Here is a 26,831-nt window from a genome sequence, read left to right as displayed (position 1 = left end):
CGACACGTTCACCCTCGCCGCTCCGTCAGTCCGTAGCGTTCCGGGTGCTTTCGGGTCGGGGTGTACGGGAGGCGCGGGTGTCCGAGGTCGTCGTCGAAGTCAGTTTCACGCCGCTGCCGGAGGACGACGATTTCGTCCTCGACCAGCTGACCGACGAGCTCGTGGAGGACCTACGCGACATCGGCGAGGTGAGCCGGGTCGAGGCGCCCACCGGTCCTGACAGCAAGGGCGTCGGCGAGGTGGTGCTGGCCACCGCGGCCGTGGTCGCCGGCACCGACCCGGGCTACGCGCAGGCACTCGTGGATCTGGTGGTGGGCTTCCTCAACCGCAATCAGGGTCGCAGGGCACACCTGAAGATCGGTGACGTCGAGCTGACCATCGACAAGGCGACCAGGGCGGAGACCGCACAGCTGATCGACCTCGTCCGTGATGCGATCGAGCATTCCCGCTGATGGGTCGGCATGCCCTCGTGCTCGGCACGGCGACCTATCACGACGCCTCGAAGCTCACCGCGCTGCCCGGCGTCCGTCAGGACGTCGAACAGTTGCGGACCGTACTGGACAGCGACGGCGACTTCGACAGCGTCGAGGCCCACGTCGACCTGCCCGTGGCGCGCATGAAGCAGGTCGTCGAAGAGTTCTACAGCGCTCGCCGCACCGGTGATCTCGCGCTCTTCTACTACTCCGGCCACGGCATCCAGCATGACGACCGGCAATCCCTCTTCTTCGGCACCATCGACACGGAAACGGCTCTCCTGCACACCACCGCGTTCGATGTCGAGGGCGTCCTCCGTCACATGCTCAACCACACCAAGGCCAGCCAGAAGGTGGTCCTTCTGGACTGTTGCTTCTCGGGCTCGTTCACCGCCCGTCACCGGTTCAGCGGCGGCGTACGCCAGGAGCCCCGGCGTCTCAAGCGCGAGCGCGGCACGTTCATGCTCCAGTCGAGCAGCCACCTGAAGGCGTCCAAGGCACAGGGCCCGGACCGGCCCTCGGTCTTTACCGAGGTTCTGCTCACCGGTCTCCGCGGTGCGGCGCGAGCGACCGCGGAGGACGGCTGGATCACGGCAAGCGACCTCTCCCGGTACGCGATGACTGAGATGTCACGTCGCCGGGAGGAGAAGCCGGTCGAGTCGAGCGAGGGTGTCACCGACCCGATCCCGCTGGTCGCGGGGTCGGACGAACGGCCACAGCGGAGCCCGGGCACACGGAGAGACGAGCCGGAGGACGCACCCTTCGACACCGACCGGTGGCGTCGTCTGCTCAACTACTACGTCGCCTGCCTGCAACGCTCCGCCGTCCTGCAGTTCTTCGTGAACCTGGCGGACACGGATTCGTACCTCGCCGCGCCCGCAGGTCGGGAGATCATGCTGTCGGCCACCGAGCCGATCCGGCTTAAGGAGCGCGGCCAGCGGCTGGCCGGGCTGGCCGAGGCTGGTGGCCGTTCCCTGCAGTACGGCTACCCGGTCGTGGCGCTGCAGCAGAAGGGCACCCGACAGGTACGACTGGCGCCCCTGCTCGTCTCGGACCTGACCGTGGGAGATGACGGGCTGGCGCACCCGGCGCCGCCGCAGCCCAGCCCGGCGCTGATCGACCATTTCCAGCTGGCTGCGGTCGAGGCGGACGAACTGCGGCAGGCAGTGGCTGAACGGCTCGTCCCTGGCGAGCGTGGATCCCTCGCCGAAGTCGCCGATCTGGTGGCGAACACGTTCGGACTGAAGGCGGTGTCCGCCCTCGACCCGGACAATCTGGTCGGGACGGTCAACCGCGGGCCCGTCAATCGGGTGCAGAACGCCGGCATGCTCTTCGCCGCGGGCAGCGCGGAGTCCCCTGAGCGACAGCTGATCGAGGACCTGCGGGACATCGCCAAGAACGCGGGAAAGATCGCATCGACCGCACTCGGTACGTTGTCGAGCGGTGTCGTGGCCGGGACGGACGAGCAGGATGCCGAAGTCCTGACGGTGGCGTTGAGTTCGGTCAACGAGACTCAGGAGGACATCATCCGGGCGGCGATGAGCCGACCCCTGACCGTCGCGCAGGGACCGCCCGGCACCGGCAAGAGTCAACTGGTGACCGCGTTGCTGGCGACCGTCACGGCGGCCGGGCAGAGCGTGCTGATCGGCTCGACCAACAACCAGGCTGTCGACGAGGTCGTCAATCGAGTCACCGCCATGGTCGGCCCGGGACTGGTGTTGCGTACCGGGAACAAGGAGTACCGGCAGCAGGAGCCGCAGTACCTCGCCGAGGTGATGCAGGCATGGTCACCGCCGGTGCCGGCGGCTGACGGGCCGTTCCAGGAGCTACGACTCGTGGGACAGGAGATCCGGCGGCTACGCGAGGATCTCGACCAGCGTCGCCGGCTCGAACGGGATCTCGCCGACCTCGCCTTCGAACGGGACCTCTCGCTCGCCGACATCGACGACTCCGTCCTGGCCAAGCTGGTCGACCTCACCGACCGGGCGCTGGGAAGTCGATGGTTCGGGTGGTGGTATCGCAGGCGACTGCGGTCGCGAGGTGTGTTCGACCGGGACGGGATCACCACCCTCGGTGAACGGGCGGTCATCGAGCAGTGCTGGCGCGACCGACGACGACAACTCCGGTCTCGGCCGGGCACCGCCGAAGAAGGCTGGAAGCGGCTACGGACTCTGCGACACGACACCAGACCCGAGCACAGCGACCAGCTGCTGCGTGCACAGATCGCCGCCCGGGTGGTCGGCAACACGACCCTGCTCCGGAACCGAGCCGACGAAATGGCGAAGCCGGAAGCAAGGAGCTGGACCCACATGGCCGAGCTTCTCGCCGCGCTACCGGGCTGGGCGGTCACCGCGATGTCGGCCCGCCGGCTGCTGCCCAGAGCGGGGCTGTTCGACCTGGTAATCATCGATGAAGCGGCACAGTGCACCGTCGCTGCCATCCTGCCGATGCTCTATCGAGCGAAACGCGCCCTGATCATCGGCGACCCGCGGCAGCTCACACCAGTCGTCGAGCTCTCCGACGGCGACGACCGGGGCGAGCAGGCCCGCACCGGGCTCGGACACGAGTGGCTGACCAACCGCCGGCTTACCTACCGGAACCACTCGGCCTACGAGGCGTTCGCGGCCGCGGCTGGAAGCACCATCCTGCTCGACGAGCACTACCGCTGCCACCCGGAGATCATCGACGCACCGAACCGGGTCGTCTACCAGAACCGGCTGACGGTGCTCACCGACCCGGCTCGGCTGGCCGCACCGGCCGAGTCCGCCACTCGCTGGGTGGACGTGTCCGGCCGCTTCACCCGAGGCGCCACAGGTTCCGGCCGTAACGCCGACGAGGTCCAAGCCGTGGTGGGCGAGGTGCAGCGGCTGCGTAAGGAGTACCCGGACGCCACGATCGGCGTGGTGACGCCACTGGCCGAGCAGCAGCGATTCCTGGACCGCGCGCTCCAGGAGGCCGGCCTCGCCGACGACCTGCGGTGCGCGACCATCCACAAGTTTCAGGGCAGCGAGAAGGACATCATGGTCGTCTCGCCGGTCGGCGCTCAGGGCATCAGCGAGCGCACCCGTGGGTGGCTCGTCGAGCAGACAAACCTGTGGAACGTGGCGATCACCCGCGCCAAGTCCCAGCTGATCGTCGTGGGTGACCGTTCGTGGTGGTCCGGGCAACGCGGACTGCTGGCCGGTCTCGCCAGCCCGCCCGCGCCGGCCGCCACTGGCGCCGACGTCGACGCGCGACCGGTCGACCGACTGGTCGCCGGCCTGCGCGACGCCGGGCTGACAGTGCGTTGGGGCACGCCGCTGCCGGGTTATCCGGTCGACCTCACGTTCAGCCTTCGCGGGAGAAGCCTGGCAGTGCTGGTCGACGATCCCGAGGGTGATCCGGACGGGGGGCCGCTACGTCGAATCCTGAGCAGGCTCGACATCATCGGTGCGGCCGTGGAGGTCAGGCGGGTACCGGCCTGGCGCTGCCTCGCCGAACCGGAACGGGTCGTGCAAGAACTGCGCGACGCAGTCGAGGAAGACCTCACGCGCGAGGCGACGCCTGACTGAGGCCGTGCGGGAGGGCGGACAGCTGGTGGGCGATACTGGGTTTGAACCAGTGACCTCTTCCGTGTCAAGGAAGCGCGCTCCCACTGCGCCAATCGCCCGGGGGTGACCGCCCGTCCGGCAGGCCGGACCACGAGGGGCGGATCGCGAGCGGACGACGGGATTCGAACCCGCGACCCTCACCTTGGCAAGGTGATGCGCTACCAGCTGCGCTACGTCCGCGTGCCGCCGGTGTTCCTCGGCGACGGGGGAAACTCTACCCGACGGCAAGATCGCCTGGCACGCCGCCCCGCCGACGGCCCGACCAGGCGATGATTGCGCTGGTCAACCACGGGGTACTGAGGTCCATCGACAGCACACCACATCCCCTGACCAAGGAGGCTGTCGTGGGTATCGGCACCAGCATCTTCCTGATCGCGCTCGGCGCGATCCTCACCTTCGCGCTCGACGCGAGCCTCGGCGGCATCAACCTCGACGTCGTCGGGTGGATCCTGATGGCCGCCGGCGTGCTCGGCCTCATCATGACCACGCTCATCTGGGGACGCCGCCGCCAGGTGGTCAGCACGACCGAGCCGGTCGAGTACCGGCGGGTCGAGGAGCGCCGGGACGTCGCCCCGCCGCTCTGAGGCGGGTCCCACGCGGCCGCCGGAGCTGAACGGTCGCGCAACGCACCGTCGTCGTGCCGGTCACCCGAAGCAGGGTGACCGGCACGACGCGTACCGCAGCCCGTACGACCAGCCCCGGCGTCATCCGCGGGGCCCCGGGGGCGTCCCTCGACGGGCTCGCTGGCGACCGCCGCCACCGGGTATAGCGTCTGCTGCCATGCGGACGGAGCCGGACAGGTCGCGGGCGCGCGGACGGCCACCGCCGCGCCCCCGCCCCGAGCGCGCCGAGGCCGTCGTCGCGATGACCCGGCTCGCCGCCGGCCCCGATCCCGTAGCGACCGTCCTCGGCGAGCTGGCCCGCCGATCCGCCGCCACGGTCGCCCTGATCGGCGTCGACGGCACGGTCCTGAACGTCCGGGCGGGTCGACACCCGCTCGCCCCGGCCGCGCTGACCGCCGCCGCCCGCGCCGTACCCGACCTGCACGCGCGCGGCACCCCGGCGGCCGTGCGGGGCGGCGACGGGGCGCCCACCGTCCACCTCGTCGCCCTCGGTGCCGGGGAGCCCGGGGACGGCGCGGACTGCGATCCCGACGGTGCGACGGACCCGCCACCGTGGCTCGCGGCCGTCGACCCGATCGACCCGGTCCCGGGCGACCTGCTCGCCGACGCCGCGCGCCTCCTCGGGCTCTGCTGGCGGCTGGACCGCTCCGAGCGGGCCCGACGCCGGGTGGCCGCCGGCGACGGCCGCGGCCGGGAGGCGGTGCTGCACCTGCTCATGGTCGGCGACGTCGCGCCGGCCCGGCGCGTCGCGGCGGCGCTGCGCCCCCACCTGCCGGACGTGGCGCGGGTGTGCGTCGTCGAGTGCGCCCCCGGCCGGCGCGGCGAGGCGGCCGGGCAGGTGACCCGCGCGCTGGGCGGGCGGGCCTGGGTGGTGCCCTGCCCGGTGCGCTCCCGGCACCTCATCGCGCTGGTTCCGCAGCACGGCGGAGCGCAGGGCGCCCGCGGCTCCGACGCGGGCGCGGCGGGCCGGCTGATCAGTCAGCGGGTGCCGGACACCCGGGTCGGGGTGAGCGAGCCGGTCCCGCTGCACCGCACCGCCGTCGGCTACGAGCAGGCGTTCCACGCGCTCGCGGTGGCCCGCAGCCGACCGGAGGGGCACTGTCGCTTCGACCGCCCGGCAGACCTGCGGTCCGCGTTGGGCCCGGCGGGGAGCGACTGGGCCTCGACGCTGCTGGCACCGTGCCTGTCGTACCGGCCGGGCCGACGCACCGACCCCGACGGACAGGAACTGCTGGCCACGCTCGGCTCGTGGCTCGCCTTCGACGGCGCGGCCCACCGCCACCTGCGGATCCACCGCAACACCCTCGCGGCCCGGCTGGCGCTGCTGCGCGACCGCCTCGCCCTGGACCTGTCCCGGGTCTCCGACCAGTCGGTCGCGTGGCTGGCCCTGCGCCTGCTCGCCCCGACCACGCCCGCAGACGGCGGCGACGGTGTGGGTCCGGCCGGGGCGGTCGGCGACGGCGCTACCGCCGACCCGGGCGGAACGCCCGGGGACGGCCCGGGCGGAACCTGCGGGGACGGGCCGGGCGGGGTACGCGGCGACGGCCTGGGCGGCGGCGCTCCCGGCGGCGACGAGGACGTCCGGTGGCACGGCCTGGACCGGCTGCTGGCCGCCCCGGCCCTGCGCCTCTGGGCGCACGACCAGGTCGCGCCCCTGGGCGCCGACGGGACGGCCGTGGGCCTGGCGACGGTACGCGCCTGGCTCCGCGCCGACGGCCGGCTCCCCGGCACCGCCGCCGCGCTCGGGATCTCGGTGTCCGCCGTACGCAAGCGGCTGGGCCGGGCCGAGCAGGCCCTCGGACGTTCCCTGCTACGCGGGCCGAGCGCCCGGCACGAGCTGTGGCTCGCGCTGCGGATCCTCGACTCCCGGCCGGACTGAGGTTCCTCGCTCCGCTCGGGACAGGGCGGCGGGGCGGCGGTCGCTGTGCAGCCCGGCACCTCCGACGCCCTCGCTGTGCGGATCGGTCCTCGCCTCCGCCCGCAGGGGCTTCCTACCGTGGGGGTGCAGCCGGTACGGGACGCCGGCCGCCCACCGGCCCGCGTCCGGACGCGCGGCACGGGGAAGCACGTCCGACCGGTCGCTCCGGGGGGAGGTGCGACCGCCCCGTCCACGCCTGACGGTCGTGGGCGGGGCGGTCGCCGTCGATCCGCCGGGCGGGCCTTCGCCGCCGGTGGCCGCGACTTCTCCCCCGCCATGGGCTCCGGCCGTTTTCACCGCCGGCCCGCTCCCCGAGGGTGCCGGCGCGCGGGCTCAGCGTGGGCGGGCGAACGGCGAAGGCCCGTCACCGGATGGTGACGGGCCTTCGTGTTGGTGGGCGATACTGGGTTTGAACCAGTGACCTCTTCCGTGTCAAGGAAGCGCGCTCCCACTGCGCCAATCGCCCTCGCTTGTTACCGAGGTGGGGACGGGATTTGAACCCGCGTACACGGCTTTGCAGGCCGTTGCCTCGCCTCTCGGCCACCCCACCGAGGTTGCCCCCGTCATGCGTGGCGGCAGCTCCGAGCGGACGACGGGATTCGAACCCGCGACCCTCACCTTGGCAAGGTGATGCGCTACCAGCTGCGCTACGTCCGCGTGTCTCCGGCGTTAACCGGTGACGGGTGAGAACTTTAGCCGAGCCGGCGAGCGGTTGCCAAATCGGGGTGGCTCCCGGCGAGTCGGGTGGGACCCCGACGCCACCACCTGCGGCGGGAGTGTGACGTCCCACCCGCCGCCTGAGCTTCCTAGGAGGATGGGCCGGACTCGTCCCGCCCGCTGCGGCCGGCGCGGTCCACGGCCGCGATCTGCCCCCGGAACTGTCCGGCTTCCGACTGTGGCGGACCGAAGGGACCGTGATCCGTAACTGCCCGTGTTCGATCGGATGGGCTACGGTAACGGCGTGACGAGACGTGCGGCCGAGATCCGCCTGGATGCCCTGCTGCGCACGGCCTGTGACGTGATCGTGGAACGCGGTCTGGCCAACACCCGCACGGCCGACGTGGCACAGGCCGCCGGGGTGAGCCAGGCGTTGGTCTTCTACCACTTCGCCACCAAGGACCGGCTGCTCGCGCAGGCTTTCGCGTACGCGGTGGAGCAGGATCTGGCCCGCCTGGACGCGGTGATGCGTTCCAACGTCCCGCCCCTGACCAAGCTCCGCCGGATCGTGCGGCTCTACACGCCCGCGGGCCGGGCGACCTCCTGGGCCATGTGGATCGACGGCTGGGCGGAGTCGCTGCGCACCCCGGAGTTGGAGAAGGTCTCCCGCCGGCTCGACCTGCGCTGGCGGGAGGACCTGGCGACGGTCATCTCGGACGGGGTCCGGGAGGGCACCTTCGACTGCGCCGACCCGGCCGGGGCGGCGTGGCGGATCAGCGCGGTGGTGGACGGGCTGGCGGTCCAGCTCGCGGTGCACGACCGGGTGATCTCCCGCCGGCAGTTCGCCGAGTGGGTACGCCTGCTCACCGCCCGCGAGCTGGGGCTCGACCCGGCGCAGCTGGACTGAGCCGGGCAGGAGAGCCCAGAGGACGGCCGGCGCACGACGCGCCAGTGCCGATCACCGCCCGCGCGGGGTCGACGCGCCGGCGGCCGGGGTCCCCGACGAGGCCAGCCGGGCACGACCGGCGTGCCGTCCCGAGGACCGGCGGGCACGACCGGCCCTCCGTGCCGAGGACCCGGCGGGCACGACCGGCCCTCCGCCCGCCGGCGAAGCCGGCAAAACCGCTCCGCTCCCCCAGGCAGCCGGAACAATCGTCGGCATGGACCCGCTGGAGACGTACCGCCGCAGCCTGGCCGAGTTCACCGACCGGGTGGCGCAGGTCGGCCCCGACCAGTGGTCGGACCCGACCCCGTGCCCCGACTGGGACGTCCGGGCGCTGGTCAACCACGTGGTGGGCGAGGACCGGTGGAGCGTCGCGCTGCTCGCGGGGCGGACGATCGAACAGGTCGGCGACCGCTACGACGGCGACCTGCTCGGCCCGGACCCGGCCGACGCGGCCCGGGAGGCGGCGGGGCAGGCCGAACTGGCCTTCACCCACCCGGGGGCGCTGGAGCGCACCGTCGGGCTCTCCTCCGGCGAGACCCCCGCCGACGAGTACCTGCACCAGCTGACCGCAGAGCACCTGATCCACGGCTGGGACCTCGCCGTGGCGATCGGCGCGGACCCCCGGCTGGACCCCGACGCGGTCGCCGCGTGCGCGCGGTGGTTCGGTCGACGGATCGGCGACTACCAGCGGGGCCGGCTGGTCCGGGCGCAGGTCGACGTGCCGGCGCGGGCGGACGAGCAGGACCGCCTCGTCGCCGCCTTCGGCCGCGACCCCGACTGGGCGCCGTGAGGGACCCCGACGCGACGCACTGAGCGCCCTCCCGGACGGACGCCGCGACGCGGCCCGGCGGGAGCCGGCCCGGGCAGCGCGCCGGGACGCGACGCGGCGGAGCCACCCCGGCAGCGCGCCGGACACGACGCCGGCCGTCAGGCGGCCGCCGGGCCGCGTCGCCGGCGCTCCCGCAGCCGGCGCAGGGCCGGCGGGTGGACGTTGGCCAGCGACAGGTCCCCGCCGTAGTGGGCGAGCACCCGGTGGTCCATCAGCCGACGCCACACCGGCGGCACCAGCGCGGCCACCACCATCGTGGCGTAGCCGGCGGGCAGCTGCGGGGAGGACTCGAAGGTGCGCAGCGTCTGGTAGCGGCGCAGCGGGTTGGCGTGGTGGTCGCTGTGCCGTTGGAGCTGGAAGAGGAAGATGTTGGTCACGCTGCGGTCGCTGTTCCAACTGTGCCGGGGGTCGACCTTCTCGTAGCGCCCGGCGGGGGTGCGCTGCCGCGCCAACCCGTAGTGCTCCAGGTAGTTGACCACCTCGAGCAGGGAGAATCCGACCACCGCCTGGAGCGCCAGGAACGGCAGCACGCCCGCGCCGAAGGCGACGGCCAGCGCCGCGTAGAGCGCGAGGGTCATCGCGAACGCGTTGAGCACGTCGTTGCGCCACGTCCACGGGCTGCGGCCCCGGAGGCGGAAGCGGCCGGCCTCCAGCCGCCACGCCGAGCGCAGGCTGCCTGAGACGGTACGCGGCCAGAACGCCCAGAAGCTCTCCCCCAGCCGGGCGCTGGCCGGGTCCTCGGGCGTGGCCACGCGGGTGTGGTGGCCCCGGTTGTGCTCGACGTGGAAGTGCCCGTACGCGGCCGGCGCGAGGGCCACCTTGGACAGCCAGCGCTCCAGCCTCTCCCGCTTGTGGCCCAGCTCGTGGGCGGTGTTGATGGCGATGCCGTCGACCACCCCGATCGTGGCGACCAGGCCGGCCGCGCCGGTGACCGTCAGGCCACCCCGGGCCCAGACCGCGCAGCAGAGCACCAGGGCCGCGTACTGGGCGGGCAGGTAGAGGTAGGTCAGCCAGCGGTAGTAGCCGTCGGCGGCCAGCCGGGGCACCGCCTCGTCGGGCGGGTTGCGCCGGTCCTCGCCGACCAGCAGGTCGACCACCGGGATCAGGACGAACACGGCGGCGGGGGTGAGCCACCAGGCCCACGCGTCGCCGGTGGCCCGCCAGGTCGCCCAGCCGACGAACGGCAGCGCCGGGACGAGCAACGCCAGCGGCCAGAACGGCCGGCGGGCGTCCCGCCACCCGGCGGCGGTGGCGGGCGCTGTGGGGTCGAGGGCCATGCCGGCCTCCGATCTCTCGCGGTCCTCCCTCGACTGTGACAGCCGTCACGTCCGTGTACAAGGGACTGTTTTTGTCGAAACCAGCGCGGGGGAGTCGGTCCGCCACGGCATCCGGGGCCGCGCCGGGCCGCCTTGAGTAGGCGCGACCCTTGTTCCCGCCCAGGCAGGCTGATATCCACAGATGCGCATGCGTAACCGCGCTGCGCGGGCCGGCGGAGGGCCGGCCACCCGCTCCCACGAGGAGGTCCCGTGGCACAACCGGAGTGGACACCCTGGATGAGCCGGCGGCGACGCCGGCTCGTCCCCGTCCTGGCGGCGACCGCGGTGGCGGCCGCGCTGCTGCCCACCGGCCCCACCGCAGCCGCCCCCACCGGCGGCGCCTCCGCCGAGCGGCGCTCCGGCCCGTTCGCCGAGGGGCAGCACCAGCACGCCGACGTCGACAACCGCCCCGGCACCGCCGCCCCCGACGCGCGGCAGCGGGGCCTGGCGCGCAAGGCCGACCCGGACGCCCGCTGGAACCGGCTCGGCACCCCGCACGCGCTCGGCCCCGGCAGCGCGCCCCTCGCCACCGGTCTCCCCGCCGAGCCGGAGGCGGCCGCCCGCGCGTACCTCACCGGCCACCACGACCTCTTCGGCCTGGACGCCGCGGCGGTCGACGCGATGGACCGGGTCCTGGTCCGCCCGATCGGCGCCGGCGCCGTCGTCACCCTCCGCCAGCGCTTCGGCGACCTGCCGGCCGGGCACGACGGCCTGGTCACCGTCGCGGTCGCCGGCGGCAAGGTCCTCGCGGTCAGCTCCTCGCTGTCCCGGGACACCGCCGCTCCGGCGCCGGCCACCCTCACCGACGAGCAGGCGTACGCCGCGGCGCGCGCCGACGCCGGCCTGACCGCCGAGGCCGTGCGCAGCCACAGCGTCCGCGCCGTCGCCGTGCCCACCCCGCTCGACGGGCCCCGGGCCGCCTACGAGGTGACCCTGATCGGCGCCGACACCGACCACCCGGAGGCGTTCACCACCTACGTCGACGGGATCACCGGGCAGGTGCTGGTCCGCGAGGACCTCGTCGACTTCGACTCGGACAACCCGAGCTGGGCGGTCTTCCCGGCCACCCCGCCGCGCGACCTCGGCCCCGGGCAGGATCCCCGGGTGCGCTGGTGCGGCGACCCCGCGCCCGGCTGCCAGGCGGCCTTCCGCGACCCGGCCACCGGCCAGCCCTGGGACGTCGACGCGGCCACCGGCGCGCCGACCGGCACCCCCCGTGGCAACTCCGCCAACACCGTGCTCTCCTGGGGCGGCGGCACGCCGGCCGTACCGGCCACGCCCAGCCCGGAGCGCCGCTACGAGTACCCGTTCACCGACCAGTGGCACCAGGCCCGCTGCAACCCGGAGGTGTTCACCTCCGCGCAGCGCAACGACGGCGACGCCGCGATCGCCAACCTGTTCGCCATGCACAACCGGATGCACGACTGGGCCTGGCACCTCGGCTTCACCGAGGCCACCTGGAACCTCCAGGCGGTCAACCTGACCCCGCAGGGCCTGGGTGGCGACGCCGAGCAGGGCCGCGCCCAGCAGGGCGCGCTCAGCGGCAACCGGAACAACGCCAACCAGGGCACGCCGCGCGACGGCCTGCCGCCCACCACCAACATGTACCTGTGGCAGCCGCAGGCCGGCGGGCCGTACCCGCCCTGCGTCGACGGCGACTACGACATGACGGTGATCGGACACGAGTACACCCACGCCATCACCAACCGCATGATCGCCGGCCCGGACAGCGGCATCAGCGGGCACCAGGGCGGCTCGATGGGCGAGTCGTGGAGCGACCTGCTCGCCGCCGAGTACCTGTTCCAGCACGGGCTGCGCGCCCCCGGCGAGACGCCCTACGTCACCGGCGGCTACGTCACCGGCAACCTGGTCAGCGGCATCCGCAACCACGACTTCAGCCGCAGCCCGCTGAACTACTCCGACGTCGGCTACAACACCGGCGGTCCCGCTGTGCACGCCGACGGCGAGATCTGGAGCGCCACCAACTTCCGGGTGCGCGCCGCGCTGATGAAGCGGTACGGGGTCGGCACCCCGCAGCGGCAGCTCGACTGCGCGCAGGGCCGGGTGGCCGTGGAGCAGTGCCCGGGCAACCGGCGCTGGTCGCAGCTGGTCTTCGACTCGTTCCTGCTCCAGGCCGCCAGCCAGGTGAGCATGCTCGACATGCGGGACAACATGCTCACCGCCGACCTGCTCCGCTTCGGCGGCGCCAACCAGGACCTGCTCTGGGCCGAGTTCGCCCGCTCCGGGATGGGCCGCGACGCCGCCACCAACGGCGCCGCCGACACGGACCCGACGCCGAGCTTCGCCGCCCCCGGCGCCGACAACGCGGTGCTCACCCTCCGGCCGAAGGGCGACAGCGCCGACGCGCCGATCCGGGTGTACGTCGGGGCGTACGAGGCGCGGGCGGTGCCGGTGGCCGACACCGACCCGGCCACCGCGCTGCCGGACACCGTCGAGCTGGTGCCCGGCACGTACCAGCTGCTCGCCGTCGCGCCCGGCTTCGGCCACCAGCGGCTGACCGTGGTCGCCAAGGCCGGCAAGGCGGGGCACGTCGACCTGCGGATGAGCCGGAACCTGGCGTCCACGGCGTCCGGCGCGACGGTGACCGGTGACGGGGTCAACCTGGAGCGCATCGCCGACGACACCGAGGCCACCAACTGGGCCTCCCTGGACGGGGTGGCCGGCCGGCAGGTGACCGTGGCGCTGCCCGGGGACGCCCCGCAGGTCGTGAAGCGGGTGAACGTCAGCGCCATGCTGCGCCCGGCGATCGCCGGCGACGCCGACCCGGGCAGCCAGAACGCGCTCAGTGCGCTGCGCTCGTTCGCGGTGTCGGCGTGCAACGCGAAGACGACCGACTGCGCGGATCCGGCGAACTGGCGGCGGATCCACACCAGCGCGCCCGACGCGTTCCCCGGCGGGGCGTACCGGGCGTACGTGCGGGACGTCAACCTGCGCGAGTTCCTGGTGCCGACCACGCTGGCCACGCACCTGCGGTTGGAGGTGCTCGCCAGCCAGTGCACCGGCGGCCCCGCCTACGCCGGTGAGCAGGACGACGACCCGGCGACCACCACCGACTGCGCGACCGCCAGCCCGGCGCGTACCCAGGTGCGTATCGCCGAGTTCCAGGCGTTCTCGAAGTGACCGCCCGTCGGGGCCGGTCGGCGCGCCGGCCGGCCCCGACGGGCCACCTCCGGTGACCGGCCCCGGTGGCGGCCCCGGTCAGCGGCGGGCGGCCCGCCAGCGCCCGGGCACGGCGGCCCGTTCCCAGCGCCGGTCCGGCCCGACGACGTCGTCCGCGCCGGCCGCCCTGGTCAGGTGGCGCAGCCGCAGCAGCAGGCCGAGGCCGAGCGAGAGCAGCAGCCCGCCGAGCAGGAACGCGGCCTGCACGGCCCCGAAACCAGCGGACCCCGCCACCGGCCGCCCCGCGCCGGCTGCCGGCGGCGCCCCGGCGGCCGCGGGCTCGTCGGTAGCGGGTTCGTCGGTCACCGGCTCGTCGGCGGCGGGCGCCGCCCCGGGCTCCGCCGCTTCCCCGGTCGTCGCGGCCGGTCCGGTCGGATCCGGCGGGGTGGCGCGGGGCTCCGGCTCCCCGGGCGCGGCCGTGCGGGCGTCCGACCCGACCACCGACCGCGTCGCCGTCTGCCGGGACAGCAGCCGCAGGTTCGCGTCGTACGCCTCCGCCGCCAGGGTGATCCGCCCCCGGGTGACGTCCCCGGCGAAGGCCAACCGGTAGCGGGCGGTGACCGTCCGCCCGGGGCAGAGCGTGCCCGGGTCGAGCCGGCGGTCGGTCAGCCGGGCCACGTCCCCGTCGGTGCGGATGTCCAGCGGGAACGAGCCGGTCTCCTCCACCCGGTCCATCCTGACCTGGTCGAGTCGGATCCCGCGTACCCGCAGCACCATCGACCAGCGGACCTTCACGCAGCCGCCGTCGTCGCGGGACACCACGGCGGAGACGGTCTCCACCCGGCCCCCGGCGGTGAACTCGGCCGGCAGGCCGCTCAGCTCGGTGGTGAAGGCCGCCCGCGCGGGCACGGGCAGACCCACCCCGGTCAGGCAGCCGAGCGCCACCCCGGCCCGTAGCGCGTACCGCCACACGGTCGCCACCGTTCCCACCTCCCGACGGTCGCCGCCAACCCGCAACGCTGCCAGGACCGCCGGCCGGCCGGTAGACGGGCGTGTTCGCACCGGTCGCCAAGCGCGGGGGCCGATTTCACCGACGGTGGTGAACCGGTCACCCCTCCCCGGCGACACGCCCGGCCCCGACGGCCGCGCGACAGCAGCCGGGCGGGAGGCGACCGGGGTGGCGGCGGTCGGCGGGTTCGGGCGGCGGGGGACAATCGCCGGCGTGTCCGACCTCTCCGCCGCCTTCGTCCGGCTGCACGCCAGCCTCTCCCCGGTCGCCTTCGTCCCCGAGGTGCGGCTGCACCAAGCGGACGACGCCATCGGGCTGTGGGAGTTGACGGAGGGCGAGTTCCGCAGCGCCCAGCCGCCGCCGTTCTGGGCCTTCGCCTGGGCCGGCGGGCAGGCGCTGGCCCGGTACGTCACCGACCACCCGGAGCTGGTCGCCGGCCGCCGGGTGCTGGACCTCGCCGCGGGCTCCGGGCTGGTCGCCATCGCCGCCGCGCGGGCCGGCGCCGCCGCCGTGCGCGCGGTGGAGATCGACGAGCTGGCCGTCGCGGCCGTCGCGGTCAACGCCGAGGCCAACGGGGTACGCGTCGACGCCGAACTCGGCGACGTCCTCGACGGCGACGCCGGTGGGGCCGAGGTGGTGCTCGCCGGGGACGTGTTCTACAGCCAGGCGATGGCCAACCGGGTGCTGCGCTTCCTGCTCCGGGCCGCCCGCTCCGGGGCCCGGGTGCTGGTCGGCGACCCCGGCCGGGCCTTCCTGCCGCACGACCGCTTCGACGAGCTGGCCGTCTACGACGTGCCGGTGCCCGAGACGCTGGAGAGCGTACGGGTGAAGCGCACCACGGTCTGGCAGTTGCGGGCGGGGCTGCCGGGGGCGGGCCGCTAGCGTGTCGGCGTGCTGTTCCGGAGCTGGGCGCAGACCGCCGACGCGCACTGGCCGGACGTGGCCCGGGTGGCCGACCACGTGGGGGTCGCTCACCTGGTCGTGACCCGGCACGCCCTGGTCCGCCAGGTGCTCACCGATCCGACGACGTACCGGCCGGACAACGCGCTGGACGCGGTGACCCCGATGCCGGTGGCCGCGCTGCGGGTGCTGGCCGGGCACCGGTTCCGGCTGCCGCCGACCCTGGCGAACAACGGTGGCGCCAGCCACCCGGCGATCCGGGCGATCGTCGCCGACGCCCTGCACCCGACGCGGGTCGCCGCCCAGCGGCCCTGGCTGACCGGGCTGGTCCGGGAGCGCGTCGGCGGGATCGCCGCCACCCTGGACGCCGGCGGGTCGGTGGACCTGTACGCCGAACTCGCCGCCGACCTGCCGCTGCTGGTGCTGGCGCGGCTGGTCGAGCTGCCGGACGCACCGGTCGGCGCCGTCAAGGAGTTCGCCCGCGCCGCGCTGGAGCTGTTCTGGGCGCCGCTGGACGCCGGACGGCAGCAGGCCCTCGCCACCGAGGTGGGCCGCTTCCACCGGGTGCTGCGGGAGTTCGCCGCGACCGGGGGCGGGCTGGCCGGGTCGCTGCGGGCCGCCGGGCACCCGCCCGACGTGGTGGTCGGCGCGCTGTTCTTCCTGCTGGTGGCCGGTCAGGAGACGACCTCGCAGTTCCTCACCCTGCTGCTGCACCGGCTCACCGGCGAGCCCGCCGTGCTGGCCGGCCTGCGCGACGGCACCGTCGCGGTCGCCGACGTGGTCGAGGAGGGGCTGCGGCTGGAGCCGCCGATCGTGACCTGGCGACGGGTGGCGGCGATGGACACCACGCTGGGCGGGACGGCGGTGCCGGCGGGTACCAGCATCGTGCTCTGGCTGGCCCGCGCCGGCCGGGACCCGGCCACCGTCGACGCGCCGGACGAGTTCCGGCCCGGGCAACGCGGCTCCCGCCGGCACCTGGCCTTCGGGGCGGGCGCGCACCGCTGCGTCGGCGACCAACTGGCCCGGATGGAGGCGGCGGTGGTGGTCGCGGAGACCGCCCCGCTGCTGGACGGGGTGACCGTGCTCCGCGAGCCGTGGTGCCCGGACAACCTGACCTTCCGGATGCCTGACGCCTTCGTCGTCCGCCGCCGCTGAACCACCACGCCCGCCGTGGCACGCGCGCCGTGGGTGCGCGCGCCGTGGCACGCGCGCCGAGGCAGGCCAAGAACACCGGCCCAACCTGCGGTGATCAGGACGTCATGTACCTAAAAACTGCCCCGTAACGTCCATGCCGTCCTGATCACCGACGTTCTCGCGCGACCACCAGGCCGCGTAGCGGCTGCGTCGTCGGCGCGGCACGGCACGACCGTGCGCACCGCACCGCACCAGACCGGACCGCAACAGACCGCACCGCACCGCACCAGACCGCACCGCACCGGAACACGTCGCGGGCGGGAGGGGAGGCGGCGGGAGGGACCCGACGAAAGTCAGTGGACGGTGGTGCCGTTCGGGCGCGGTCGGGGCAGGGGTGCCGGACCTAGCGTCAGTGCATGATCACATTACGTGGGTTGACCAAGCGGTTCGGGGACACGGCCGCCGTCGACGCCCTGACCGTCGACATCGGACCCGGCCGGGTCACCGGGTTCCTCGGCCCGAACGGCGCGGGCAAGTCCACCACCATGCGGATGATCCTCGGGCTGGACCGGCCCACCGCCGGTCAGGCGCTCGTGGGCGGGCGGACGTACCGGGAGCTGCGGCGCCCGCTGCGCGAGGTCGGCGCGTTGCTCGACGCCCGGGCCGTGCATCCCGCCCGCTCGGGTCGGGCGCACCTGCTCGCCATGGCCCGCAGCAACGGCATACCGGACCGCCGGGTGGACGAGGTGCTCGCCACCGTGGGGCTGGACGCCCGCGCCGCGGCCAAGCCCGGCCGCACCCTCTCCCTCGGCATGGGCCAGCGGCTCGGCATCGCCGGTGCGCTGCTCGGCGACCCGCCGGTGCTGATGTTCGACGAGCCGGTCAACGGCCTCGACCCGGACGGGGTGCGCTGGGTCCGGCAGCTGATGCGGTCCCTGGCAGACGAGGGCCGGACGGTCTTCGTCTCCAGCCACCTGATGACCGAGATGCAGCTCACCGCCGACCGGCTGGTGGTGATCGGCCGGGGTCGCCTGCTCGCCGACGCCCCGATCGACGAGGTCATCGCCGGCAGCGCGGTGGCCGTGCGGGTACGCAGCCCGCAGCCGGCCGGCCTCGCCGCGCTCGCCGGGCGGCTCACCGCCGCCGGGGCCGCCGTCGAGCCGGCCGGCCCGGACGAGCTGACCGTCACCGGCGCCACCGTCGAGCGGATCGGCGATCTGGCGTACGAGCTGGGGGTGCGGTTGCACGGGCTCAGCCCGCACGGGGCGTCCCTGGAACAGGCCTTCATGGAACTGACCGCCGACAGCGTCGAGTACGCCGGCACCCCGACCCGGAACGAGGCACGATGAACACGATCTCCGCCGAGTGGACCAAGCTGTGGTCCGTGCGTTCCACCTGGTGGTCGCTGCTGGCCGGGGTGCTGCTGATGGCCGCCACCGCCGGTCAGCTGGCCATCTACGCCGCCAACGCGAACACCAACGACGACCCGGCCGACGACGCCGGGATCGTCACCGTCGGCAGCGTCGTGATCGGCTCGGTCGAGCTGACCCAGTACGCCGTGCTGGCGCTGGGCCTGCTCGTGGTCACCAGCGAGTTCACCAGCGGCACGATCCGTACCACCCTGCAGTGCACGCCGTCGCGCGGCCGGGTGTTGCTGGCCAAGGCCGCGGTGACCGGGGCGGTGACGTTCGCGCTCGGGCTGCTGCTCGGCGCGGTCGGCGCGCTGGTGGCGCGGCCGGTGCTCGGCCGCTGGGGCGCCGCGCCGGCGGGTGGCACCGTCGGCGACGTCCTCGCGGTGGCGACCTACCTGGCACTGGTCGGCGTGCTGGCCCTCGGGCTCGGCGCGGCCCTGCGCAGCGCGGTGCTCACCCTGACCGTGCTCGTCGCCACCCTGATGATCGTTCCGCTGTCGTTGCAGGAGCCGGACATCGCCGTGCTCAACCGGATCGCCGACGCCTTCCCGGGGGTCGCCGGCGGGCACTTCCTGGCCGGGGACAGCGACCCGTACCCGGCGCCGGTCGGGCTGCTCCTGCTCGCCGGCTGGGCCGGCGCGGCGCTGTTGCTGGGCCGGGCCGCGATGCGCCGCCGGGACGCCTGAGGCGCCGGGCACGCGTGCGGTGCCGGGGCGGGGCGGGTCAGCCGGTCGGCTCGACCAGCCCCGCCTCGTACGCGAGGATCGCCGCCTGCACCCGGTTCCGCACCTCGAGCCGCGTGAAGATGCTCGTCAGGTAGCTCTTCACCGTCCCCTCGACGAGGTGCAGCCGGCGGGCGATCTCGGCGTTCGACAGCCCGGCCCCGACCAGCGCGAGGACCTCCCGCTCCCGGTCGGTCAGCCCGGCCAGCCGGTCCCGGGCCACGGGCCGACGGGCCACCCGGTCACCGCCCAGCTCGATGACCCGGCGGGCCACCCGCGGCGACAGGTACGCGCCACCATCGGCGACGGCGTGCACCCCGGCGATCAGCTCGCGCGGGTCGCCGGCCTTGAGCAGGAATCCGCTCGCCCCGTGCCCGAGCGCCCGGGCGACGTGGTCGTCCTCGCCGAACGTGGTCAGCATGAGCGTCGCCGTCTCCGGCACGAGCCGGCGGATCTCGGCGGCGGCGGTGAGCCCGTCCAGCCTCGGCATCCGGATGTCCAGCAGCGCCACCCGGGGCCGGTGCGCCCGGACGAGTTCCACCGCGGCCCGGCCGTCGCCGGCCTCGGCCACCACCTCGATGTCCGGATCGGTGGCCAGGATGGCCCGGACACCGGCCCGGATCATCGCCTCGTCGTCGGCGAGGACGACCCGCACCGGGCCGGCCGTGTCGGCGTTCATCCGTCGATCCGCTCCTTGCTGACCAGCCGGCCCTCGACGAAGCAGAGCCGCCACGTCGGCTGGGCCAGGGGGAAGTTGCCGTCGGTGTAGTGCTCGCAACCGGGGCGTGCCGTCCCGGCGGGCGGGGCCAGTTGCCGTCGGGGCAGCCCGGTCAGCTCGGCGCGCTGCGCGCCGACGGGCATCCGCGCGAAGGCCCCGTCGTCGAGGACCGTCCCGGCGGTGGCGACCGGGTAGTAGACCAGGGAGAGGACCAGCGCGAGACCCGCCGGGGCGCCGAGCGCCGTCAGCAGGCTGAGCCGGACCCGTCGGCGGGCGTCGCGCAGCCGCCGCTCGGCCTCGGTCGCGGACTTCGACGGCCCCGACAGCTCCCCCGGCGACCCGCCGTCCGACGGATCGGTGCCCGCCGGCGGGGCGACCGGAAACCCCGGCTGGTCCGTCTCGCCCGCCGGCCAGCCGCCTACCGCCCACCTGCCGGCGGGGCCGGGATCGCCCGTGCGCGGCGGGAGGGCGTCGACCCCCGGCCGAGCAGCCACGGGCGGGTGGGCGTCGGCGCCGCTCGGCTCGGCGACCGGCAGGCGGGCGCGGACTGCGAAGCCGCCGCCGTCGCACGGACCGCTCGTCAGGGCGCCGCCGGCGAGCCGTACCCGCTCGGCGAGGGCGAGCAGGCCGGAACCGGTGGACGGCGGACCCGGCAGCGGACCGGCCGGTGGCGGCGCGTTGACGACGGCCACCTCGACCTGGTCGCCGTCGCGGACCAGCACGACGGTGACCGCCGCGCCGGGGGCGTACCGGGCGGCGTTGGTCAGCGCCTCGCGGACCACCCGGTGCGCGGCGTGCGCGGCCATCGGGGGCAGCCGCGCCAGGGCGTCCGCGCCGTCCAGGCGCACCGCCATGCCCGCCTCGCGGGCCCCGTCGACCAGCTCGGCGACGCTCTCGTCGGCGGGCCGGACGGTCGCCGCGCCGTCCGGTTCCCGGAGCACCCCGATGATCCCGTGCAGCCGCTCGGTGGCGGCGGCGACGCTGGCCCGCAGCTCCCCGGCGGCGGCCCGGTGCCGGGGCGCGAGGTCGCCGGCGACCTCCAGCGCGGCGGCGCGCAGGGCGATCAGGCTCAGGTCGTGTCCGAGCGAGTCGTGCATCTCCTGGGCGATGCGGGCCCGTTCCCGCAGCCGGATCCGCTCGGCGGCGCCCCGCCGCTCCCGGTCCCGCGCCTCGACGTGCCGGCGGCCGGCGTCGGCCAGCACGGCCTGCTGGCGCCGGTACCGCCCGACGAGCCACGGGAAGACCCCGGCGAAGAGCAGCACGGAGGCGAGCAGGAACCAGGTGGCCGCGCCGGTGCCGAGCAGTCCCAGGTTGAGCACGGTGCCGCCGGCCGCGAGCACGGCGAAGGCGACGGCGGCCGGGACGGCGGTGGCGCTGCGGCGACCGGTCAGGTAGGCGAACACCGGGATCGCGAAGAGGAAGTTGCCGTCCAGCAGCGACCCGAGCACCACGACGACCAGGGCGGCCACCGGCCACCGCCGGCTGGCCGCGACCGCCCCGGCGAGCAGCAGCAGCGCGCCGGCCAGCCGGGCGGTGGCCTGCCCCGAGTGCGGCGGGGTGACAAGCGCGTACGCGATCGGGGCGGCGGTGGTCACCCACAGGAGCAGATCGGCGCTCCGCCGCCGGACGGCCGCCCGGGACCACCCACCCCCGCCCGCCCCGGCGGACCACCAGCTCTTCACGGCGGCCAGGCTACCCACGCCCGATCTGTGCCGACACCGACGAAGGTCAGGTGCTCAGCTGATCTCCTCGGCCCACGCGCGCCAGTCGTCGAGCACCCCGTACAGCGTCGGGGTGAGCCAGCCGGGCGCGGACCGGCGGAAGACCCCCGGATCCATCGCCCCGGTGCCGGCGGGCAGCGCGCCCAGCAGCTTCGGCACCAGGTCGGTCAGGTTGGCCCAGTGCACCAGCTCGGGCGCGGCCGGCCAGGCGCCGACCACCACGCCGGCCGGCACCGCCCGGCGCTCCAGCGCCTCCAGCGTCAGCGCGGTGTGGTTCAGGGTGCCCAGGCCGGCCCGGGTCACCACCACGGCCGGGCAGCCCAGCTCCACCGCCAGGTCCGCCACCGTCCAGGGCTTGCCCTCCGGCCACAGCCCCATCGGTACGAGCAGACCGCCCGCGCCCTCGACGAGCACCAGGTCGTGCTTGTCGGCCTCCTCGCGGACCGCGTCGACGGCGGTGTGCAGCTCCAGCGGCGCCAGCTCGGCGACCCGGGCCGCCGCCAGTGGGGCGAGCGGGTCGGGGAAGCTGGCCAGGGTCCGGCCGGTCAGCGGGGCCGCCAGCCGGTTGACCGCGTCGACGTCGCCCGGCTCGCCGCCGGCCGTACCCGTCTGGGCGGGTTTGACCACCGCGACCCGCAGGCCGGCCGCCTGCGCTGCCGCCGCGATCGCCGCGGTGACCACCGTCTTGCCGACGTCGGTGTCGGTGCCGGTCACCAGCACCGGCCCACGCCACGGCCCCCTCATGTCCTGACCCCGGCTCACGGGACGACCCCCGTCCACGACTGCGGGGCTCGCAAACCCGGCTCACTCCTCCCGCTCACGGACGCCACCTCAGTTCGCGACTGCGGGGCTCGCAGACCCGGCTCACTCCTCGCGCTCACGGACGCCACCTCAGTTCGCGACTGCGTGGCTCGCAGACCCGGCTCACTCCTCGCGCTCACGGGGCACACTCCACGATGGTCTCCAAGGCCCGCTCGAAGTCCGCCCGGGGGGTGCCGGCGCCGATGGTCAGCCGCAGCCGGGACCGGCCGTCCGGCGTGGACGGGGGCCGGAAGCAGCCGACGGCGACCCCCCGGTCGCGGCAGTCGGCCGCCCAGGCGCTCGCCGCCTCGGGCCCGGGGGCGGTGACCGAGACGACCGCGCCGTCGGGGGCGGAGACCGCCAGCCCGACGGCGCCCAGCCGGCGTACGACCAGGGCGGCCCGGTCGGCCAGTTCCGCGCGCAGGTCGTCGCCGGCGCGGGCCAGCCCGACGGCGGCGTGCACGCCGGCGGCCACGGCCGGCGGCAGCGCGGTGTCGAAGATGAAGGTCCGGCCGGTCTCGATCACGTGCCGGACGAACTCCGCCGGCCCGGCGACCACCCCGCCCGCGCCGCCGAGGGCCTTGGAGAGGGTGGCGGTGACCACCAGGTCTGGCTCGCCGGCGAGGCCGGCGGCGGCGACACCCCCGGCGCCGGCCGGGCCGGTCACCCCAAGGGCGTGCGCGTCGTCGACCAGCAGCAGCGCGCCGTGTTCCCGGGCCACGGCGTGCAGCCGGGCCAGCGGGGCGAGGTCGCCGTCGACGGAGAAGACCGACTCGGTGACGACCACCGCCGGCCGGCCGGGCGCGGCGGCGAGCGCGGCGGCGACCGCCGCGACGTCGGCGTGCGGGGTCACCACGGTCTCCGCGCCGGAGATCCGGCAGCCGTCGATCAGGGACGCGTGGTTGTGGGCGTCGGAGACGAGCAGCGTACGGGGCCGCACCAGCGCCCGGACCGCCCCGAGGTTGGCCAGGTAGCCGGAGGAGAAGACGAGCGCCCGTTCGGCGCCGAGCCAGTCGGCGAGGGCGTCCTCGAGCGCGTGGTGGGCGTCGGTGGAACCGCGCACCAGCCGCGACCCGGTGGCCCCCAGCCCGTACGCCGACAGCGCCCCCGCCGCTGCGGCGGTGACCTCGGGGTGGGTGGCCAGGCCGAGGTAGTCGTTGCCGGCCAGGTCGACCACGGCGTCGCCGGCGGCCCGCGGTCGCAGCCGGCGGGTCAGCCCCGCCTTCGCGCGCAGTGCGGCGCGGCGGTCGAGCGCCGCCAGCCAGTCCGCCACCGTCACCCCCACGCCGCCCGCGCCGGCCGCCGTCGGCCGCTTCCGCCGGGCGAAATTACCACCCGCCGGCCAGCGCCCGGCGTGTCCACCCCGCCTCCCGGGTACCGACACGCGGGCCGTTCATCCCGGCCAGCTGGCCTTGTAGGGTACGAGCCATGCCAGAGATCCTCGACCAGGCCCGAACCCAGGTGCTGGAGAACGGCGTCGGTCTCGACGAGGCCGGCGTCCTCGCCGTGCTGAACCTGCCCGACGAGCAGCTGCCCGCCGCCCTCCAGCTCGCCCACGAGGTGCGGATGCGCTGGTGCGGGCCGGAGGTGGAGGTCGAGGGCATCGTCTCGCTGAAGACCGGCGGGTGCCCGGAGGACTGCCACTTCTGCTCGCAGTCCGGCCTGTTCACCTCCCCGGTCCGGTCGGTCTGGCTGGACATCCCCTCGCTGGTCGAGGCGGCGAAGCAGACCGCGGCGACCGGGGCGACGGAGTTCTGCATCGTGGCCGCCGTGCGCGGGCCCGACGCCCGGTTGATGAAGCAGATGCGCGAGGGCGTCGCCGCGATCAAGGCCGAGGTCGACATCCAGGTGGCCGCGTCGCTGGGCATGCTCAGCAAGGAGCAGGTCGACGAGCTGGTCGACATGGGCGTGCACCGCTACAACCACAACCTGGAGACCTGCCGCTCGTACTTCCCCAACGTGGTCACCACGCACTCCTGGGAGGAGCGCTGGGAGACCCTGCGGATGGTCCGCGAGTCCGGCATGGAGGTCTGCTGCGGCGGCATCCTCGGCCTCGGCGAGACGGTGGAGCAGCGGGCCGAGTTCGCCGCGCAGCTCGCCGAGCTGGATCCGCACGAGGTCCCGCTGAACTTCCTCAACCCCCGTCCCGGCACCCCGCTGGGCGACCGGCCGGTGGTGGAGGGCAAGGACGCGCTGCGCGCCATCGCCGCCTTCCGGCTGGCCATGCCGCGCACCATCCTGCGGTACGCGGGCGGCCGGGAGATCACCCTCGGTGACCTGGGCACCCGCGACGGCCTGCTCGGCGGCATCAACGCGGTCATCGTCGGCAACTACCTGACCACCCTGGGCCGGCCGGCGACCGCCGACCTGGAGCTGCTCGACGACCTGAAGATGCCCGTCAAGGCGCTCTCCGCGACGCTGTGAGCGTCCCGATGACGACGAGTGACGCGGCGACGGCGGCCGACGGGGCGTCGGCCGCCTGGTGCGACCGCTGCGGCGAGGCCGTGGCGGCCGGGTCGCACGACGGGTGCGCGGCGGCCCGGGTGCTGGAGCCGCCGCGCTTCTGCGCGCACTGCCGCCGCCGGATGAAGGTGCAGGTGCTGCCGGTCGGCTGGGCGGCGGTCTGCGTCGAGCACGGCGAGACGCGGGGCTGAGGGCGATGCTGCGGGGCCGGGCGGTGACCCTGCGGCCGGCGACGGCCGGGGACGTGCCGGCGCTCGCCGCGATCCGGGCCGACCCGGAGGTCCGGCGCTGGTGGCGCGGCGGCGACGACCTCGCCGCCGCCGTCCGGGCCGACCTCGACGACGAGGCCCTGTCGGTGTACGCGATCGAACACGACGGCCGGGTGGTCGGCGCGATCCAGTGGTACGCCGAGGACGACCCCGACTACCGACACGCCAGCATGGACCTCTTCCTCGACCCGGCGGTGCGCGGCGCCGGGCTCGGCGGGGACGCGATCCGCACCCTGGTCCGGCACCTGATCGACGAGCACGACCACCACCGCTTCACCATCGACCCGGCAGCGGCGAACACGGCGGCCGTGCGGGCGTACGCGAAGGTCGGCTTCCGCCCCGTCGGCGTGCTGCGCCGCTACGAACGCGGCGAGGACGGTCGCTGGCACGACGGGCTGCTGATGGACCTGCTCGCCGACGAACTGGCCGACTGAGCCGACGACCGCGCACCGGACGCGCGCCGCCAGCCCCGTCGGTCACCCGTCCCAGACCAGGTCGCCGTCGGGCAGCCGGCGGGCGCCCTCGGCGGGGCGGTGCGGGGTGAGCCGGCCGTCGGGCATCAGGTGGTGCACCGGCTCGCCGCGCCCCAGCATCGCGACGTCGGCGATAAGCCGCCGGTGGCAGCGCCACCAGACGCTCTCGCTGCACATCACCGCCGTGCTCCGGGCCGCCGCGTCGGCCAGCACCGCGTCCAGCGCCGCCCGGAAGTCGGCGGTACGGGTGTACGCCGCGTACGCCCGGAAGGCGGCCACGGTCCACCAGGTGTCCGCCTCCTCGACGCCGGCGGGGGTGTGCCGCCGGCCGCCGAGGCGCTGCTCCCAGCGGTAGTCCACGCCCGCCGCCGGCAGCCAGCGGGCCAGCTCCTCCCGGCGTACGTCGGGGTTGGTCCGGCTGGCCGGGAACCGCCGCACGTCCACGACGAGCGCGACCCCGGCGCCGGCCAGCAGCTCGCCCAGCCGTTCCCGGTCCGCCGCGCCGTGCCCCACCGTCAGCAGTGTCACACCGTGGGGAATGCCCCGAATCCCGGGCGCCTACCGCCCGGGATCTGCGCACGGGACGGCGGGCGGCGTGGCGGGCGGCGACGGTGGGACGGTGTACCCCGATCTTCCGGCCGACGAGGCCGACGCGCTCGACTGGCTGGCGTTCGAGCAGGCCGGCGTCGTCACCACCGCCCAGGCGACCCGGTCGCTGACCGAGGGCACCGTACGCGGACGCGTCCGCTCCGGACGCTGGCGCTCGATCTGCCGGGGCGTCGTGCTGCTGGGCAACGGCCGGCTGACCCGGGACCAGCGGTTGTGGGTCGCCGTGCTCGCCGCGGGTCCCGGTGCTGTCCTGGCCGGCCCGACGGCTGCCGCCGAGGCGGACGTACGCGGGCTGCGGCGCGAGCCGCTGCACGTGCTCGTGCCGGCGCACCGGCGGGCGGGCCGTACCGTGCTGGGCCGGCTGCCGATCGACATGGCGGCGGTGATCGTGCACCGCACGTCGGTGCTGCCGGCGGCGCATCTCCAGCTCGCCCGCCCGCCGCGGACCACCACCGCCCGGGCGCTGGTGGACGCGGCCGGCTGGGCCCGCACCGTCGACCAGGCGCAGGCGGCGCTGGCGGCCGGCTGCCAGCAGCGCCGGGTCACGCCGACGGAGTTGACGGCGGTGCTGGACGCCCTGCCCCGGGCCCCTCGGCGGGCGCTGATCCGGCAGACCGTGGCCGACATCGCCGGTGGCGCGGAGGCGCTCTCGGAGATCGACTTCGTCCGGCTCTGCCGCCGCCACGGCCTGCCCGCGCCCCGCCTCCAGCAGCGGCGCGCCGACGCCTCCGGGCGGACGCGGTGGCTGGACGCGTACTGGCGGGAGTGGGGGTTGCACGTCGAGATCGACGGGGCGCACCACATGGACGTCCGGCAGTGGGCGGCCGACATGCGTCGCCAGAACGACGTCTGGACCTCGGGTGACCGCATCCTGCGCTTCCCGGCGTGGCTGGTCCGCGCCCGCCCCACCGAGGTAGCCGACTCGCTCCGCCGCGCCCTGACGGCCGCCGGCTGGCGCCCCGAGGGGTGAATCTTGGACAGTTGCCGGCCACGGGGAACGGCAACTGTCCAAGATCTCGCCGGTGGCGCGGACGGGGTCGTGCGCGCCCCCCGCGGGGGGGCGGGGGGGCCCGGGGGGGGGGGGGGGGGGCCCGGGCGGGGGTGGGGGGGGGGGGGTGTTGCGTGGGG

At 75.2% G+C, this 26,831-nt stretch carries 22 protein-coding genes and 5 tRNA genes; 15 read left to right on the top strand and 12 right to left on the bottom strand.

The window, feature by feature from the left end:
- Positions 1-77 precede the first annotated feature (77 nt).
- On the top strand, positions 78-452 hold the full coding sequence (locus tag AB0883_RS02225; protein WP_366638750.1) for a hypothetical protein: 375 nt from the start codon (positions 78-80) through the stop codon (positions 450-452).
- Positions 452-4,024, top strand: coding sequence for an AAA domain-containing protein (locus AB0883_RS02220; RefSeq protein ID WP_366638748.1), 3,573 nt, complete (start codon positions 452-454; stop codon positions 4,022-4,024). The genes AB0883_RS02225 and AB0883_RS02220 overlap by 1 nt, the downstream gene beginning before the upstream one ends.
- 23 nt (positions 4,025-4,047) lie before the next feature.
- On the opposite strand, the gene AB0883_RS02215 is transcribed toward AB0883_RS02220, so the two are convergent.
- Positions 4,048-4,122, bottom strand: a tRNA-Val gene (locus AB0883_RS02215).
- A 48-nt stretch (positions 4,123-4,170) separates the two neighbouring features.
- A tRNA-Gly gene (locus AB0883_RS02210) sits at positions 4,171-4,243 on the bottom strand.
- A gap of 164 nt (positions 4,244-4,407) precedes the next feature.
- On the opposite strand from AB0883_RS02210, the gene AB0883_RS02205 reads away from it, so the two are divergent.
- Both AB0883_RS02205 and AB0883_RS02200 read left to right on the top strand, forming a co-directional pair.
- A complete protein-coding gene (locus tag AB0883_RS02205) occupies positions 4,408-4,647 on the top strand; it encodes a DUF6458 family protein (protein WP_091620076.1) in 240 nt (79 codons plus the stop codon).
- Positions 4,648-4,843: 196 nt separating this feature from the next.
- The gene (locus AB0883_RS02200; protein WP_366638746.1) at positions 4,844-6,565 is read left to right on the top strand and encodes a helix-turn-helix domain-containing protein; all 1,722 of its coding nucleotides are present in this window, start codon (positions 4,844-4,846) and stop codon (positions 6,563-6,565) included.
- A gap of 430 nt (positions 6,566-6,995) precedes the next feature.
- Here AB0883_RS02200 and AB0883_RS02195 read toward each other — a convergent pair.
- The 3 genes from AB0883_RS02195 to AB0883_RS02185 all read right to left on the bottom strand — a co-directional run bounded on the left by AB0883_RS02195 (position 6,996) and on the right by AB0883_RS02185 (position 7,261).
- Positions 6,996-7,070 (bottom strand) — tRNA-Val (locus tag AB0883_RS02195).
- A 13-nt stretch (positions 7,071-7,083) separates the two neighbouring features.
- A tRNA-Cys gene (locus AB0883_RS02190) sits at positions 7,084-7,154 on the bottom strand.
- Between the two features lie 34 nt (positions 7,155-7,188).
- Positions 7,189-7,261, bottom strand: a tRNA-Gly gene (locus AB0883_RS02185).
- A 304-nt stretch (positions 7,262-7,565) separates the two neighbouring features.
- Between AB0883_RS02185 and AB0883_RS02180 the strand changes: the two genes are divergently transcribed.
- Positions 7,566-8,168, top strand: coding sequence for a TetR/AcrR family transcriptional regulator (locus tag AB0883_RS02180; protein WP_366638745.1), 603 nt, complete (start codon positions 7,566-7,568; stop codon positions 8,166-8,168).
- Between the two features lie 253 nt (positions 8,169-8,421).
- Positions 8,422-8,997 carry a TIGR03086 family metal-binding protein gene (locus AB0883_RS02175; RefSeq protein ID WP_366638744.1) on the top strand — a complete coding sequence of 192 codons (576 nt, stop codon included), beginning with the start codon at positions 8,422-8,424 and terminating at the stop codon, positions 8,995-8,997.
- 137 nt (positions 8,998-9,134) lie between these two features.
- Here AB0883_RS02175 and AB0883_RS02170 read toward each other — a convergent pair whose 3' ends face one another.
- Positions 9,135-10,313 (bottom strand): alkane 1-monooxygenase, encoded by a 1,179-nt coding sequence (locus tag AB0883_RS02170; RefSeq protein ID WP_366638743.1) that lies wholly within the window; start codon positions 10,311-10,313, stop codon positions 9,135-9,137.
- A gap of 249 nt (positions 10,314-10,562) precedes the next feature.
- Between AB0883_RS02170 and AB0883_RS02165 the strand changes: the two genes are divergently transcribed.
- Positions 10,563-13,493, top strand: coding sequence for a M36 family metallopeptidase (locus tag AB0883_RS02165; protein WP_366638741.1), 2,931 nt, complete (start codon positions 10,563-10,565; stop codon positions 13,491-13,493).
- 78 nt (positions 13,494-13,571) lie between these two features.
- On the opposite strand, the gene AB0883_RS02160 is transcribed toward AB0883_RS02165, so the two are convergent.
- Positions 13,572-14,453, bottom strand: coding sequence for a hypothetical protein (locus AB0883_RS02160; RefSeq protein ID WP_366638739.1), 882 nt, complete (start codon positions 14,451-14,453; stop codon positions 13,572-13,574).
- Positions 14,454-14,694: 241 nt separating this feature from the next.
- Here AB0883_RS02160 and AB0883_RS02155 point away from each other — a divergent pair, with 241 nt between their 5' ends.
- The 4 genes from AB0883_RS02155 (at position 14,695) to AB0883_RS02140 (ending at position 18,613) form a co-directional block, all read left to right on the top strand.
- Entirely contained in the window at positions 14,695-15,363 is a 669-nt protein-coding gene (locus AB0883_RS02155; protein WP_121398951.1) for a methyltransferase, read from the top strand.
- A 9-nt stretch (positions 15,364-15,372) separates the two neighbouring features.
- A complete protein-coding gene (locus AB0883_RS02150) occupies positions 15,373-16,536 on the top strand; it encodes a cytochrome P450 (RefSeq protein ID WP_366638737.1) in 1,164 nt (387 codons plus the stop codon).
- 395 nt (positions 16,537-16,931) lie between these two features.
- Positions 16,932-17,864, top strand: coding sequence for an ATP-binding cassette domain-containing protein (locus AB0883_RS02145; RefSeq protein ID WP_366638735.1), 933 nt, complete (start codon positions 16,932-16,934; stop codon positions 17,862-17,864).
- Positions 17,861-18,613: an ABC transporter permease gene (locus AB0883_RS02140; RefSeq protein WP_366638734.1), complete on the top strand. Its 753-nt coding sequence runs from the start codon at positions 17,861-17,863 to the stop codon at positions 18,611-18,613. The genes AB0883_RS02145 and AB0883_RS02140 overlap by 4 nt, the downstream gene beginning before the upstream one ends.
- A gap of 37 nt (positions 18,614-18,650) precedes the next feature.
- On the opposite strand, the gene AB0883_RS02135 is transcribed toward AB0883_RS02140, so the two are convergent.
- The 4 genes from AB0883_RS02135 to AB0883_RS02120 all read right to left on the bottom strand — a co-directional run bounded on the left by AB0883_RS02135 (position 18,651) and on the right by AB0883_RS02120 (position 23,162).
- Positions 18,651-19,328 carry a response regulator transcription factor gene (locus tag AB0883_RS02135; protein ID WP_366638732.1) on the bottom strand — a complete coding sequence of 226 codons (678 nt, stop codon included), beginning with the start codon at positions 19,326-19,328 and terminating at the stop codon, positions 18,651-18,653.
- Complete coding sequence (locus AB0883_RS02130) at positions 19,325-21,049, bottom strand: histidine kinase (RefSeq protein ID WP_366638730.1); 1,725 nt, start codon at positions 21,047-21,049, stop codon at positions 19,325-19,327. The genes AB0883_RS02135 and AB0883_RS02130 overlap by 4 nt, the downstream gene beginning before the upstream one ends.
- A gap of 54 nt (positions 21,050-21,103) precedes the next feature.
- Positions 21,104-21,832: a dethiobiotin synthase gene (bioD, locus tag AB0883_RS02125; RefSeq protein WP_366638728.1), complete on the bottom strand. Its 729-nt coding sequence runs from the start codon at positions 21,830-21,832 to the stop codon at positions 21,104-21,106.
- A gap of 193 nt (positions 21,833-22,025) precedes the next feature.
- On the bottom strand, positions 22,026-23,162 hold the full coding sequence (locus AB0883_RS02120; protein WP_366638726.1) for an 8-amino-7-oxononanoate synthase: 1,137 nt from the start codon (positions 23,160-23,162) through the stop codon (positions 22,026-22,028).
- Between the two features lie 155 nt (positions 23,163-23,317).
- On the opposite strand from AB0883_RS02120, the gene bioB reads away from it, so the two are divergent.
- Genes bioB through AB0883_RS02105 form a run of 3 tightly spaced genes read left to right on the top strand, consistent with a single transcriptional unit; the run spans position 23,318 to position 25,055 of the window.
- Entirely contained in the window at positions 23,318-24,313 is a 996-nt protein-coding gene (gene bioB / locus AB0883_RS02115) for a biotin synthase BioB (protein ID WP_132233178.1), read from the top strand.
- 8 nt (positions 24,314-24,321) lie between these two features.
- Positions 24,322-24,543, top strand: a complete 222-nt coding sequence (locus tag AB0883_RS02110) for a hypothetical protein (RefSeq protein WP_366638725.1) — start codon at positions 24,322-24,324, stop codon at positions 24,541-24,543.
- Positions 24,544-24,548: 5 nt separating this feature from the next.
- Positions 24,549-25,055 (top strand): GNAT family protein, encoded by a 507-nt coding sequence (locus AB0883_RS02105; protein ID WP_366638723.1) that lies wholly within the window; start codon positions 24,549-24,551, stop codon positions 25,053-25,055.
- A gap of 42 nt (positions 25,056-25,097) precedes the next feature.
- Here AB0883_RS02105 and AB0883_RS02100 read toward each other — a convergent pair whose 3' ends face one another.
- Positions 25,098-25,622 carry a DUF488 domain-containing protein gene (locus tag AB0883_RS02100; RefSeq protein ID WP_366638721.1) on the bottom strand — a complete coding sequence of 175 codons (525 nt, stop codon included), beginning with the start codon at positions 25,620-25,622 and terminating at the stop codon, positions 25,098-25,100.
- Positions 25,623-25,713: 91 nt separating this feature from the next.
- On the opposite strand from AB0883_RS02100, the gene AB0883_RS02095 reads away from it, so the two are divergent.
- Positions 25,714-26,673 (top strand): hypothetical protein, encoded by a 960-nt coding sequence (locus AB0883_RS02095; RefSeq protein WP_366638719.1) that lies wholly within the window; start codon positions 25,714-25,716, stop codon positions 26,671-26,673.
- Positions 26,674-26,831 lie beyond the last annotated feature (158 nt).

It is taken from the genome of Micromonospora sp. NPDC047812, from assembly GCF_040704175.1.
In the GTDB taxonomy this organism is placed as follows: domain Bacteria; phylum Actinomycetota; class Actinomycetes; order Mycobacteriales; family Micromonosporaceae; genus Micromonospora.
The sequence above is the reverse complement of the archived record's forward strand: the minus strand, read 5'-3'. Positions and strand labels throughout refer to the sequence as shown.

Excerpts from the sequence above, each read along its gene's own strand:
- AB0883_RS02220 (WP_366638748.1), top strand. The coding sequence starts at position 452 with ATGGGTCGGCATGCCCTCGTGCTCGGCACGGCGACCTATCACGACGCC.
- AB0883_RS02200 (WP_366638746.1), top strand. The coding sequence starts at position 4,844 with ATGCGGACGGAGCCGGACAGGTCGCGGGCGCGCGGACGGCCACCGCCG.
- AB0883_RS02175 (WP_366638744.1), top strand. The coding sequence starts at position 8,422 with ATGGACCCGCTGGAGACGTACCGCCGCAGCCTGGCCGAGTTCACCGAC.
- AB0883_RS02170 (WP_366638743.1), bottom strand. The coding sequence starts at position 10,313 with ATGGCCCTCGACCCCACAGCGCCCGCCACCGCCGCCGGGTGGCGGGAC.
- AB0883_RS02145 (WP_366638735.1), top strand. The coding sequence starts at position 16,932 with ATGATCACATTACGTGGGTTGACCAAGCGGTTCGGGGACACGGCCGCC.
- AB0883_RS02140 (WP_366638734.1), top strand. The coding sequence starts at position 17,861 with ATGAACACGATCTCCGCCGAGTGGACCAAGCTGTGGTCCGTGCGTTCC.
- AB0883_RS02135 (WP_366638732.1), bottom strand. The coding sequence starts at position 19,328 with ATGAACGCCGACACGGCCGGCCCGGTGCGGGTCGTCCTCGCCGACGAC.
- bioD (WP_366638728.1), bottom strand. The coding sequence starts at position 21,832 with ATGAGGGGGCCGTGGCGTGGGCCGGTGCTGGTGACCGGCACCGACACC.
- bioB (WP_132233178.1), top strand. The coding sequence starts at position 23,318 with ATGCCAGAGATCCTCGACCAGGCCCGAACCCAGGTGCTGGAGAACGGC.
- AB0883_RS02110 (WP_366638725.1), top strand. The coding sequence starts at position 24,322 with ATGACGACGAGTGACGCGGCGACGGCGGCCGACGGGGCGTCGGCCGCC.
- AB0883_RS02105 (WP_366638723.1), top strand. The coding sequence starts at position 24,549 with ATGCTGCGGGGCCGGGCGGTGACCCTGCGGCCGGCGACGGCCGGGGAC.